We start from the raw sequence: 12,817 nt of genomic DNA on the forward strand, positions 1-12,817 counted from the left end.
AGGGATTATCCGGTATTAGCTACCGTTTCCGGTAGTTATCCCAGGCTAAGGGGCAGGTTGCCTACGTGTTACTCACCCGTCCGCCGCTAAGCTTATCCCGAAGGATAAACTCCGCTCGACTTGCATGTATTAGGCACGCCGCCAGCGTTCGTCCTGAGCCAGGATCAAACTCTCCAATAAAGTATTGAAAAGAGCGATTCGCTCATTTTGAAACTGACGATTCATTTAATGAATCTTATAAAAATTAACGCGTTCCATTTGTTCAGTTTTCAAAGAACTTGCTTCCGGCATTCAACTTTCGTTTTTGCAACCGGAATTAGATCATATCATATTTCTTTATTTCTTGTCAACTTATTTTTTCTAAGCCCGTTTACTTGGCGTCGATGTCTCATAAGCACAAGAGATAATATATCATGCCGATCAAATGAACGCAAGCTTTTTTCGCAAAATAACTTTTAAACTCATTTACATCAGCTGCTCTGCATAATTTGATTCCCAGGATGCCATAAGAGTGGCTACAATAGAACCTGTACTGCTTCTGCAGAAATCCTCTTATTATATTCGTATGGAAAGGAGTTTCAATGAATACTAACGTCAGGCAGGGCATTCCTGCATCTGCTCTTGAGACCAAGGAGCAACGTAATCAGCAGCAGGCCACAATATACAGGATTCTGCTGGCCATCAGCTTTGTTCATCTATTTAACGATTCCATTCAGGCAGTAATCCCGGCGCTGTTCCCTACGCTCAAGGATAATCTGCTGCTGTCCTTCACCCAGATCGGCTGGCTTGCCTTTGCCTTGAATATTACCTCATCCCTGATTCAGCCGGTGATCGGGTTTGCTGCTGACCGTAAACCGAGACCCATTCTGCTGCCGCTCGGCATGTGCTGTACATTTGCAGGGGTTTTTCTTCTGGCCTTTGCTGACAGCTATCCTCTGGTGATCATCTCTATTATATTTGTTGGACTGGGATCTGCCGCTTTCCACCCTGAGGGTATGAGAGTGGCGCATATGGCGGCAGGACAGCGTAAAGGTCTCTCACAGTCGATCTTTCAGGTCGGCGGAAATGCGGGGCAGGCTCTGGGTCCTCTGCTGAACTACGGGGTGTTCATTCCTTTCGGGCAGATCGGAGCGCTCGGGTTCACTCTTTTTGCCGCCGCCGGGATTGTCATTCAGACTTATGTCGCCCGGTGGTACCGCGGAATGCTGAATGCCGGGTATACGTTCCGCAAGAAATCCTCAACAGGCGCCATTGACCCTGCACGCCGGAAAGCAGTATTTATGACCACCGTTATTCTGGTCTTTCTCGTTTTCGTACGCTCCTGGTACGGGGCTTCGATCGGGGGATACTATGCTTTCTATTTAATGGATCATTACGGCATGAAGCTTGATAGCGCCCAAATATATATCTTTTTGTATCTGGCTGCTGGAGCTGTCGGCACTTTCTTTGGCGGACCGCTTGCTGACCGTTTCGGAAGGCGTAATCTCATTCTCCTTTCTATGGTAGGTACAGTGCCGCTCGCCCTTATTCTTCCGTTCGCCAATGCTTTTTGGGCAGCTGTGCTGCTGATTATCTCCGGATTTGTACTCCTGTCCAGCTTTTCGGTAACCGTTGTCTACGCACAGATGCTGTATCCGGGGAATATCGGTACCGTTTCAGGTCTGATTACCGGGCTGGCTTTTGGTCTAGGCGGTATCGGCTCTTTAGTCATCGGGAAACTGATAGATCACACCGATATTACCACTGTGTTTGTAGCCTGCGGCTTCCTGCCGCTGCTCGGACTGGTCGCACTCCTGCTTCCCGGTGACAAGAAGCTGGAGCAATGGGCCGCTGAATAACTTTTCGCCTTCAAAATTTAATTCTTCTAAATTGCCCAACCTTCTCCGGACAAGAGCAGGCTGGGCTTTTTAATCCCTTTTCCCGGATTTTCGAATGTGCGGCGCAACATATACGACAGATTATTCAACGGCGTTTTTTTGCGGTACAATTAATTAATTCAAACTTGAACTAACTGGTAGCTTCGAAGGGTGAAGGAGGAATATCCATTGAGAAAGATGCTGGCTAACATCCGGAAAGGATACGGCAAGAAGCTTGTTTCGATTCACCGGTGGAACGCCTGGCTTGTACTGTTTCTGGCTGTGAGCGGATTGCTGCTGGTAGGCGGTTTTTGGCGCGAGGTGTTGGGGGAGGGCAGAGTATGGCTGAAATGGGCACACATTGTCCTCGGGCTGACGCTGCTTATTCCGGTTATCTATTATCTGCTGCTTGCCGCCAAGCACTGGAAAAGGCTGGACGGAAAGACGGCACAAAAGGCAAATGTTATCTTTGTACTTATCCTCCTTATCGGCTGGCTTGCATCTGGGATTGTGCTATGGCAGTTCCGGCTTGCCGGGCCAAGAGCGGCGAATGCGGCGCTTTGGATCCATGACCTGCTTACCTGGGTTGGACTGCCTGTCATCATCTATCACTCCATTACGCGGGTGAAATGGCTCAAGGAGCCCCGGAAACGTTCGGTTGTTGCAGAAACAGGGAATCCTGTTGACTCCGGCGCTATAGCGGATATAAAGCATCCCGCAGCCGGCAGTACTCCCCAGCCTGTATACACGCGGCGCGGCTTCATCAAGCTTGCGGTCGGTGCAGGCCTGGCCGTTACTGTTGGCCCGACCTTTGTCCGGTGGATCGGCAAGTCCCTCCAGCTGCCCGGCACTGCAGATTATGCGGCCGATAACGCCAACACCCTTATTCCCGATCCCGTGCCGCTGGCCGATTCTTCTCCGCCCATCGGCGGCGGTGCAGAGGGCAGCTTCCGGATCTACACGGTAACCGATATTCCGGCATTCGATAACTCGAACTGGTCCTTTACCATCGATGGACTGGTCGATAAACCGTTCACCTGGACCTGGGAAGAGTTCGTTAAGCTGCAGCGCGAGGTGCAGGTCAGTGATTTTCACTGTGTGACCGGCTGGTCTGTATATAAAAACACATGGGAGGGCCTCCCTCTATCCAAGCTGCTGGATATGGCAGAAGTAAAAAATGAAGCTGTAATGGTCAAGCTGTATTCCGGCGACGGCGTCTACACTGATTCCCTGACATTGCCGCAGGCCCGCATGGAAGATGTAATGGTAGCAGTAATGCATGATGGCTTGCCAATTCCGAATCAGCTCGGGGGACCGGTACGTCTGGTGACTCCGCAGATGTACGCCTACAAATCGGTTAAATGGCTCAACCGGATTGAATTAATTGCCGAAGATCACGTTGGATACTGGGAACAGCGCGGATACGATAAGGACGCCTGGCTGCCGGGTGCCAAACGGGTATGACGCAAGGATTATAGACCGGACGCAAGTAGCCTCTGCTCCCTGTAAAGGGAACAGAGGCTTTTAGGTTTTCCGGAACACTTCCATTGACTCAAAGACTCTTGAAGGAGGCGTCGTACAGCCGGAACATGGTTTTGTAGCCTGATTCGTCAATCTTGATGCCCACATCCAGACGCCCCGTTATTTCAAGGGGTCCGGAAGTATAACGGAGCTTGTCGCCTCCAGGCACAAAAACAATCATGATTTTGTTCCAGTAGGTTTCATCCCCATTATCGAAAGGACATTCTGCTCCCGGCTCGGGGATGAGCAGAAACCAGTTTTTTTCAAAGGAAAGGACCTCGCCCATAAAGCCCTTTATTTTGACCTTGCTGCCGCTAAGGTCCCAGAAGTGCTCTGAGGGCCGCGTCTGATCGCTGCCATCAAAAAAACCGTTCCAGTCAATGGAGGCAAGCCCTGTATGAGCGCCTTCTGCTGGAATAGCCGCTGCTGCCTGAGAAGGGCTTGCTGCTGGAACTGGTGCAGAATGACCTGGCTGCTCCACGCCGCCGCTATTATTCACAATACCGCTCCCGCCAGCACCAGTACTCTTTGACTGCTTCGCAGGTGCAGGTGCTGGTGTAACAGGAATTGAGCCGCCGGGTTCCCGGACGGGCTTCGGTGCAGCAGCTGCAGCCGAAGACGGGCGAACCGCCGGCTCGGGTGTCCCCGGTGCGGTGTTGTCAGCTGCAGCTGCTCCGGGCTTGCCGCTCTGCCCGTCCGCTGAAGCACCGGCTGGTTCTGCGGACGGTGCTGCCGATTCCTTCTGCCGGACTTCCTCGCCACCGGACTTGCTGTCAGCAGCGGAGCTGCTCACGGCCGGCAGAGCTGTAGCAGATCGCCGTTCTGCCGGAGGCGCAGCTGAGGCTTCCGGTGTTGCAGCTTGCATCTGCACAACCGGACTCGCTGGTGCGTCTACCGGTAAGCCTGATTGAGCCGGAGCTTCCGCTACCGCAGCAAAGGATTCCCCCTCGCCTTCAGCCGCCGTATTCTGCCCGCATGCCTGGAGCAGCAGCATGCCCAGCGCTGCTACTAGCGCAGGAACCAGCTTTTTCTGTAATCGTATCAATTGGGTGTACCTCCTATGATTTGAACAGCGCAAGCGGATGCATCCGGTACATCCGGAACGCCGGACCGAGCGAGGACAGCAGACCAATGGCAATAGCGCCTAAAGCAATCAGCCAGTGCTCCGGTGTCCAGTGGTAAGGCTGAATCTGGATGCCCGCCTGTGCGAACAGCGCATCCTTCAGCAGGTAAGCGCCAAGATGACCGAGCAGCAGGCCGGCGATCAGCCCGGTGGCCGTAACCAGCAGGCCTTCACAGGTCAAGGTCAGCCATACGTACCCCCTTGATTTACCCAGAAGACGCAATAGTCCGACATCCTTGGTACGTTCACCGGCTGCAGCCATCAGCGATAACAAGATCGAAATCCCGGCCAGCAGCACACAAATCGCCGTCAGCACACTGAGCAGCCTGGAGCCTTGATCCACTGCATTCAATACATCGGATACGGCCTTGCTTGTGTATACTGCCTGGATTCCGTTAGAACCATCAAGCTCCTGCTTCAGGTTGTGGGCTCCAAGCAGACTTGCCGGCTTAACCAATACTGCGGTAATCTCCCTGTCTTCTGGCGCAAGTCCGTGCACAGCCCAAGCGTAGTCTACCGTTGTAAATACGGCACGGTCATCCGGGGTATGGAGCTCAGGAAGGATACCGGTTACGGTGTAGCGGAAGCTGCCGTGGGCGTGCTCTTCTCCATGCTCTTCACCGTGCTCAGCTTCCGCAGATTCAAGGTCTTCCTCCTGTACAAGTCCATGCGCTCCCGAAAAGGTGTCTCCTACCTTCAGCCCCAGCGACTTGGCAACATATGAACCGACAATGGTTTCACCGGTATGGGCATACATAGAGCCTTCCTGCAATCTGGCACCGCCGTATCTTGTAAAGAAGTACCCCGACTCCAGCCCTACGATCGGAAACCCCTTATAGTTGTCTCCCGTTGTCATCGCATACGCTTCAGCCACAGACTGATCCTGTCTGGCCTGATCCAAAGCGGCAAGCGGAATATTTCCGGTAGGGGCGCCGATATGGTAAAAGGTATTGAGCACCAGCTGAGTTTCACTGCCCGCCGCTCCGATGACAAGGTCAAAAGGGCCATAGCCCTTTTTGGCCCCCTGTTCCACACTTTCACGGGACAAGGTAAGCAGTACAATAAAAGCCACGGTTACGGCAACAGCGCAGACGGTGAGCAGAGACAGGAAACGCCGGTGCAGCACGTTGCGCAGCGTCAGTCTGAACAGGCTCATACTGTTGCTTCCTCCCTTATCCCAGGACTGTGCCGCTGCAGCGGCATTGCTTCCCGGCGGACGGTGTTCACATCCTGTATATTCAGGCAATGCGGAAACCGCCCCGCCATATTGAGGTCATGAGTGACAACGATCAGCGTATGTCCGTGGGCAATGCTGAGCTTAAGCAAAAGAGCGGATATTTCATCCGCGCTCTCCCAGTCCAAGCTCCCCGTGGGCTCATCGGCCAGCAAAAGCGGAGGCTGATTCACCAGGGCCCGCACGATGGCAATCCGCTGCTGCTGCCCGCGCGACAGCTGGGATGGCCGGTGCTGGCTGCGGTCAGCCAATCCCACCTGCTCCAGCCAGCCGTCCACAACGCGTCTGCGCTCCTTGGACGTGACCCTTGCGGTCATCGCAATCTCAATATTCTGCCGTGCCGTCAGAGACGGAATCAGATGAAAGTCCTGCAGCACATAACCGATGCGGGAAGCACGGAAAGCATCCCGTTTGGCCTCCGCCAGCTCGTGAAGCGGCTGGCCGTCCACTATAATGCTGCCGCTATCAGCCCGCAGGATTCCGCTGACCAGGTGCAAAAGCGTGCTTTTACCGGACCCGCTGGGTCCGGTAATCGCTACACGCTCTCCTTTTTCCACATTCCACTCAGGGATATCCAGAATCGGCACCGGTCTTCCGTCAACCTTGAACTGTTTTTTTACCTCCTGAATCTGAAGCACCCGGTCACACTCCTATCTCAGGACAAGCCGTTCGGACAAGGCATCCCATTTCAGGGTTGTGCCTGTCAGCTGATTGAATGCTATGAGCGGGAGGTACAGCACTCCATTATCCACATCTACTGTATATGCCGCTGTCTTGCCGTTAAGCTTGGCCGTCTTGCCTGTCAGGCTGACCTCAATGGTATTGTTCTTCAGCGCCAGCTTCGCGGCAGAAGCATCTCCTTTGTACGTTCCTCCAAGCGCTTTGGCCAATGCTTCGGCCGGGTAGAGCACTTCGTTGTCACGGCTGATTTTAAACTTAGGATACAGATATTTGGACTGCAGCTCAGCAGAACGCTTGTTGAGGTCCAGACCCAGAATACCCGCACCTGCTGTGGCAATCTGCGTATTGTCTACCTGTCCTTTCACCTTGTCCGCAATCGGCCCGTATGCCCAGACTCCGACATCTACCGCCGAGTGCCCGTGACCGGACCAGCCGACGAGCAGGCGTTTGGAAATGACCGCGTTGTACGCACCTTCGCGTTTGTACGAGGAGCCGTCCCCGTTCATAATCTGGGTAACCTCTTCATCGGTAAGATCCGTAATCCAGGTATTTGATGTTACAATACTGCGGATTTCTTCCGGTGTCTGCGCCGCTTCAAGAGCCGCCGCCAGGCTTTCGGAGGAATGCTTCTGCTTATTCCACAGATCAATATTGATTTCATAAATGTTATCGCGTGAAAGGGACAGGCCGCCTGTCTCATGGTCCGCTGTGACTACGACGGAGGTGTTACCGTTTTTCTTGGCAAAATCAATCGCTGTCTTGAATGCGGCGTCGAAGTCGAGCGCCTCCTGGACGAGCGTCGGCAAATCGTTGGCATGGCCGGCATGGTCAATACGTCCGCCTTCAATCATCATGACAAAGCCGTCTTTATCGGCAGATAAAATATTCAGCGCCTTGGAGGTCATGGCTGCAAGACTCGGTGTTTCTGCCGTCCGGTCCGGGACATAAGCAACATGGGAGCTGCCGAACAGGCCGAGCACCTTGGTATCTTTGGAGGTGAGCGCGTTTAAAGCAGAAGCATTCTCAACCACAGTGTAGCCCTTGGCTTTAAAGTCAGGGATAAGGCTCTTGTCCGTACGCTTGCCCTTCTCTTCCTTCGTTACAAAAAACTGCTTTCCGCCGCCCATCAGCACATCCACACCGCTCTCCAGATACTGCGAGGCAATTGCCGCTTCATTATCGCGGTTGCGGACATGAGAGGCATAAACGGCTGGTGTAGCGTGGGTAATACGCGCCGTAGTTACGAGCCCTGTTGCTTTCCCCGTACTTTCAGCAGCTTCAATGATGGAGGCAAAGGGCTTGGATACATCTTCATTGGATACGCTGATGCCTGCGTTGTAGGTTTTGTGTCCTGTGGCAAAGGCAGTACCGGCTGAAGCGGAGTCCGTAACGATACCGGATACAATCTTCCCGCCGTCTTCACCGCGGTCTGCATATGTAGTAGCCTGTCCTACGTAATAAGGATCGATATTCAGATGACTGACACCCTTGGTGTACTGCTGAAAATATCTTGCAGCGGAAATCTGGGCCGGGCCCATCCCGTCACCAATCAGCACAATCAGATTTTTGGACTTAGCGTTTACCGCTGCCCCTGCCTTCGTTGTACCCTGCGCTGCTCCGGCAAGTGTTGCCCCTGAAACCACAGCTGCTGCCAATCCTCCAAAAATGATGCCCTTCATCAGCTTGTTCATTGTATACCCTTCCTCCTTATGGGATTCTTACAAATAGCTTAGCTTGGAAAGGTTAACTACTTGTCAAAATAAGTAATCGGTTGTATTAAATTATCAATTGTTCATATATTTATTATTGCTTTTCTTGCAGGGAAAGGTACGGTTTGTAAAAAATAAAAAGAGCCCTGCATCCCCTGCCAAACAGCGGGATTACAGGACTCTATGATTCTGCTATTTTTCCGGTTGGTTTAAAGCCGCTTACAGCTCCAGCAGACGGATCAGCTCTTCTTCATCCTCGATGACCTGAATGCCGAGCTGCTGGGCTTTGGCCAGCTTGCTGCCTGCCTTTTCGCCGGCAATAACCAGATCTGTCTTCTTGGATACGCTGCCGGACACCTTGGCTCCCAGTGCCTCCAGCCGCTCGGCTGCCTCCTCGCGGGTCAGCTTCTGCAGGGAACCGGTCAGGACAACCGTCTTGCCGCTGAAGAAGGAATTGGTACTGACCTGGCGCGGCGCTTCAGGCGCTTTGGCCTGCACACCCAGCTCCAGCATACGGTTAATACTCACCACTACAAAAGGATCCGCGAAGAAGCTCACGATGCTCTCCGCCACGATTCCGCCGATATCCGGCAGACCGGACAGCTCTTCGGCGGTTGCGTTCATAACAGCCTCCAGGCTGCGGTAATGATCGGCCAGCATCCGGGTGGTTGCCTTGCCTGTGTTCGGAATGCCCAGCGCGTAAAGGAAGGAAGCGAGATCCCGGCCCTTGCTCTCCTCAAGCGCTTTGAGCAGATTATCGGCCTTCTTCTCGCCAAAGCGGTCCAGCTTGACCAGCTGCTCAAAGGTCAGCTCATACAAGTCTGCAGGCTCACGCACATTCAGCTCTTCATGCAGCTGGCCGGCGGTTTTTTCGCTGAAGGTCTCGATGTCCATCGCATCCCGGGAGGCGAAATGAGTGATCCGGCTGACAATCTGCGGCTTGCAGTCCAGCTTGTTGTTGCAGAATAAATGCGCTCCGCGCATTTCCAGCGGGAAGCCGCAGGCAGGACAGTTCTCAGGGAAAATAATCTCCCCGCCGTCGCTCTCCTCCGTTACCTTGCCGAGAATTTCCGGAATGACATCATTGGAGCGGCGGATGAAGACGCGGGTTCCCAGCGCATGCTTGAGATTTTTGCGTTCGATGTCACCAATATTATTAAGGGTGCAGTTCTGCACGGTAACGCCAGCAAGCTCTACGGCTTCGACGCGGGCCAGAGGAGTCACCTTGCCGGTGCGTCCCACATTCCAGCTGACCGATTCCAGAATGGTGGTCGTTTCTTCCGCCTCGAACTTGTAAGCTACCGCCCAGCGCGGGAACTTATCCGTGTAGCCCAATGCTTCGCGGATCCGGAAGTCCGTCACCTTGATAACTGCACCGTCAATGAGGTAATCCAGACCGGCACGCTTCTCTTCAATCTCCGCCAGCTGCTCCGTAACGTCATCAAATTTATCGAAATAGGTAAGATAAGGATTCACCTTAAACCGGTTGGTCCGCAGAAAATCCATCATCTGCTGATGATCGGCAAACTGTACCCCTTCGGCATAACCCACGTTATAAAAGAAAGCGTTCAGCCTGCGTTCGGCAGTCGTCTTCGGATTCAAATTGCGCAGTGCACCTGCAGCCCCGTTGCGCGCATTCTTCAGCGGCTCGGCTGCTCGTGTATTATAATCAGCCAGTACGGACAAATTCATAATCCCCTCACCCTGGACTTCGATCAGCCCTTCCTTAAACGGAATAGTGAGCGGCACCGACTTGATCGTCTTGACCTGGGCAAGGATCCCTTCACCGGTTACCCCGTTACCCCGGGTCGCAGCCTGTACAAGCCTGCCGTCCTGATAAGTGAGATTAAGGGTCAGGCCGTCAAATTTCAGCTCCACCGCATAGCAGGGCTCAGGCAGCGGGTTGTCCGGATTTTTGGTGTTATAGTCATTCACCAGCTTCAGCACACGGGCATTCCAGCTCCGCAGCTGTTCGATATTCTGTGCCTTATCCAGGCTCCACAGGGGGGCAAGGTGCCGGTGCGGGGTGAAGCCCTTCAGCAGCTCGCCTCCAACCCGCTGGGTCGGAGAGTCGGGGAGCACCATACCGCTCTCTGCTTCAAGCTGAACCAGCTTATCGTAGAGCACATCGTACTCCTTGTCGCTGACTAACGGGGCATCCAGGGTGTAATAGTGATAATTGTACTTATTCAGCTCAGCAACAAGCTCTTCCATGGTATGCATAACGTCCATCCGGGCGTATCCCTCCGTTATAAGGATTGTATCTAGCAAGAGAACGACACTTCTACATCTCTTTATTTTCCATAATCGCTTGCGCTAACCCTGCCGGTTACTCAACTTTGGTAATCGGCGCAAATCCGGCGAGCAGCCGCTTCACGCCAACCGGCGCCGGAAAAGCAATCTGCAGCTCCGTATCGTTGCCGGTGCCCTTCACGGACACAATGGTGCCGGTGCCCCATTTGCCGTGGGCCACCTTGTCGCCGGCCTTGAATTCGCCGGCCGCCGCCGCAGCCCCTCCCGTAGCGCGCTGCGCGCCGCTGCCGGTCGTTACGCTCACGCGTCCTGTCCCCGGGACAGCGGACGCGGTACTGCCGCCCAGGCTGGCGCTTTGTCCGCCAGCCGGCGAAGTGCCGGCGCCGCCTGTGGCGCGGCCGCCGAAGTTCCCCCGGCCGCCGCCGCCGAAGCCGCGGCCGCCATAGGCACCGCCTACCTCCGCGCCTCCGCGCCGGAAGCGGTCCGATTCACGGACGGTGTCCTCCTTCAGCTCCTCCGGAATCTCCTCCAGGAAGCGGGACGGCGGGTTCGCCGTCGTCCGCCCGAACAGCGTGCGCATTCTTGCACAGCTGAGGAACAGCTGCTTCTCTGCGCGCGTAATGCCTACATACGCCAGCCGGCGTTCCTCTTCCAGTTCATCATTGTCCTGGAAGGCACGGCTGTGCGGGAATACGCCCTCCTCCATGCCGATGATGAATACCGTCGGGAATTCCAGACCCTTGGCGCTGTGCATCGTCATCAGCACAACCGCATCGCTGCGGTCCTCTTCATCGTTGTTCATGCTGTCGATATCGGCAATCAGCGCCAGATCCGTCAGGAAGGAGACCAGCGACTTGTCTTCATTATTCTTCTCGAACTCCATCGTCACGGACAGGAACTCGTCAATATTCTCCAGCCGGGCGCGGGATTCCAGTGTATTCTCATTCTGCAGCTCCAGCCGGTACTGGGACAGCTCCAATATTTTCTCGGTAAGCTCGGTCACCGACAGGAACTCCACCATCCGATGCAGCGCTTCGATCATGTCATAGAATTCAACCAGCGCATTGCGCGTCCGGCCGGCAAAGCCGAGATCATCCACGGTCTGCAGCACCCGGAAAATCGAGACATTGCGTTCTGCCGCCGCCACAGCCAGCTTGCCAATGGTAGTATCCCCGAGTCCGCGCTTAGGTACATTGATAATCCGCGCCAGGCTGATATCGTCATCCGGGTTGGATAAGAGCCGCAGATACGCAAGGATATCCTTAATTTCTTTACGGTCGTAGAACTTGATCCCGCCCACGATCTGATAAGGAATGTCGGATTTAATCAAAATTTCTTCTATTACACGGGACTGGGCATTGGTACGGTACAGAATGGCATGATTCTGGTACGCCTGTCCCTGCTTAACATTCTTGCTGATCTCTCCGGTGATAAAATATCCTTCGTCATGCTCGGTATCGCCGCGGAACACTTTGATCTTGGCACCCTCATCCGAGTCCGTCCACAGCTTCTTCGGTTTACGGCCTGTATTCAAGGCGATAACGCCGTTGGCCGCATTCAGAATGTTCGAGGTCGAGCGGTAGTTCTGCTCCAGCAGAATGGTGGTTGCTTCCGGATAGTCCTCTTCAAAATTCAGAATGTTCGTAATATCCGCTCCGCGCCAGCGGTAAATCGACTGGTCGCTGTCGCCGACTACGCAGATCCGGTGATGGCTGTCGGCCAGCATCCGGCAGAGCATGTACTGCGCGCGGTTCGTATCCTGATACTCATCGACATGGATATACTTGAATTTCTTCTGGTAGAAATCCAGCACCTCCGGCACTTCCTTGAACAGCTGGATCGTCTTCATAATGAGGTCATCGAAATCCAGCGAGTTGTTGCTTCTGAGCCGCTGCTGGTATTTGGTGTATACTTTTGCCACAAGGCCTTCAAAATAATCGCCGATCTTCTGCTCATACTGCGCTGGTGTTACCAATTCATTCTTCGCCGTACTGATTGCCGCCTGTACCGCCTTCGGCTCAAACTTCTTGGTGTCGATGTTCAGATCCTTCATACAGTTGCGGATAACGGAGAGCTGGTCGGAAGAATCAAGAATGGAAAAATTCGAGGTGAAGCCGATCCGTTCAATATCCTTGCGCAGAATCCGCACGCACATGGAGTGGAAGGTAGATACCCAGATATCCCGGCCCTCATCGCCGACCAGCTTGGAGACACGCTCCTGCATCTCGCGGGCCGCCTTATTCGTAAAGGTAATCGCCAGAATCGCCCATGGCGGTGCCATACGGTTCGCGATCAGCCAGGCAATCCGGTGGGTAAGCACACGGGTCTTGCCGCTGCCCGCTCCGGCCATAATCAAAAGCGGCCCTTCGGTCGTTTCTACAGCCTTACGCTGCGGTGGATTGAGCCGGCTTACGGCATCCTGTATGTTAATAAGTTGCAT

The 12,817-nt window shown here is 54.1% G+C and carries 8 protein-coding genes and 1 rRNA gene; 2 read left to right on the plus strand and 7 right to left on the minus strand.

Annotation, left to right across the window (positions count from 1 at the left end):
- A 16S ribosomal RNA gene (locus tag M2108_RS03930) occupies nt 1-180 on the minus strand; the annotation flags it as partial.
- 401 nt (nt 181-581) lie between these two features.
- On the opposite strand from M2108_RS03930, the gene M2108_RS03935 reads away from it, so the two are divergent.
- Both M2108_RS03935 and M2108_RS03940 read left to right on the plus strand, forming a co-directional pair.
- Nucleotides 582-1,838: an MFS transporter gene (locus tag M2108_RS03935; RefSeq protein WP_277468300.1), complete on the plus strand. Its 1,257-nt coding sequence runs from the start codon at nt 582-584 to the stop codon at nt 1,836-1,838.
- 207 nt (nt 1,839-2,045) lie between these two features.
- On the plus strand, nt 2,046-3,320 hold the full coding sequence (locus M2108_RS03940) for a molybdopterin-dependent oxidoreductase (protein ID WP_277468299.1): 1,275 nt from the start codon (nt 2,046-2,048) through the stop codon (nt 3,318-3,320).
- An 88-nt stretch (nt 3,321-3,408) separates the two neighbouring features.
- Here M2108_RS03940 and M2108_RS03945 read toward each other — a convergent pair whose 3' ends face one another.
- The 6 genes from M2108_RS03945 to pcrA all read right to left on the minus strand — a co-directional run bounded on the left by M2108_RS03945 (nt 3,409) and on the right by pcrA (nt 12,817).
- Nucleotides 3,409-4,422, minus strand: coding sequence for a hypothetical protein (locus M2108_RS03945; RefSeq protein WP_277468298.1), 1,014 nt, complete (start codon nt 4,420-4,422; stop codon nt 3,409-3,411).
- A 13-nt stretch (nt 4,423-4,435) separates the two neighbouring features.
- The gene (locus M2108_RS03950) at nt 4,436-5,656 is read right to left on the minus strand and encodes an ABC transporter permease (protein WP_277468297.1); all 1,221 of its coding nucleotides are present in this window, start codon (nt 5,654-5,656) and stop codon (nt 4,436-4,438) included.
- Nucleotides 5,653-6,372, minus strand: a complete 720-nt coding sequence (locus M2108_RS03955) for an ABC transporter ATP-binding protein (protein ID WP_277468296.1) — start codon at nt 6,370-6,372, stop codon at nt 5,653-5,655. The genes M2108_RS03950 and M2108_RS03955 overlap by 4 nt, the downstream gene beginning before the upstream one ends.
- Nucleotides 6,373-6,384: 12 nt before the next feature.
- Entirely contained in the window at nt 6,385-8,106 is a 1,722-nt protein-coding gene (locus tag M2108_RS03960; protein ID WP_277468295.1) for an alkaline phosphatase, read from the minus strand.
- Nucleotides 8,107-8,343: 237 nt separating this feature from the next.
- The gene (gene ligA, locus M2108_RS03965) at nt 8,344-10,356 is read right to left on the minus strand and encodes an NAD-dependent DNA ligase LigA (protein WP_277468294.1); all 2,013 of its coding nucleotides are present in this window, start codon (nt 10,354-10,356) and stop codon (nt 8,344-8,346) included.
- Between the two features lie 97 nt (nt 10,357-10,453).
- Nucleotides 10,454-12,817, minus strand: a complete 2,364-nt coding sequence (gene pcrA / locus M2108_RS03970) for a DNA helicase PcrA (protein WP_277468293.1) — start codon at nt 12,815-12,817, stop codon at nt 10,454-10,456.

The sequence above is a fragment of the Paenibacillus sp. PastM-3 genome (assembly GCF_029893965.1).
GTDB lineage: Bacteria > Bacillota > Bacilli > Paenibacillales > Paenibacillaceae > Paenibacillus_AQ.

Coding starts and splice junctions, on each gene's coding strand:
- ligA (WP_277468294.1), bottom strand. CDS start 10,356: ATGGACGTTATGCATACCATGGAAGAGCTTGTTGCTGAGCTGAATAAG.
- M2108_RS03935 (WP_277468300.1), top strand. CDS start 582: ATGAATACTAACGTCAGGCAGGGCATTCCTGCATCTGCTCTTGAGACC.
- pcrA (WP_277468293.1), bottom strand. CDS start 12,817: ATGCAACTTATTAACATACAGGATGCCGTAAGCCGGCTCAATCCACCG.
- M2108_RS03960 (WP_277468295.1), bottom strand. CDS start 8,106: ATGAACAAGCTGATGAAGGGCATCATTTTTGGAGGATTGGCAGCAGCT.
- M2108_RS03950 (WP_277468297.1), bottom strand. CDS start 5,656: ATGAGCCTGTTCAGACTGACGCTGCGCAACGTGCTGCACCGGCGTTTC.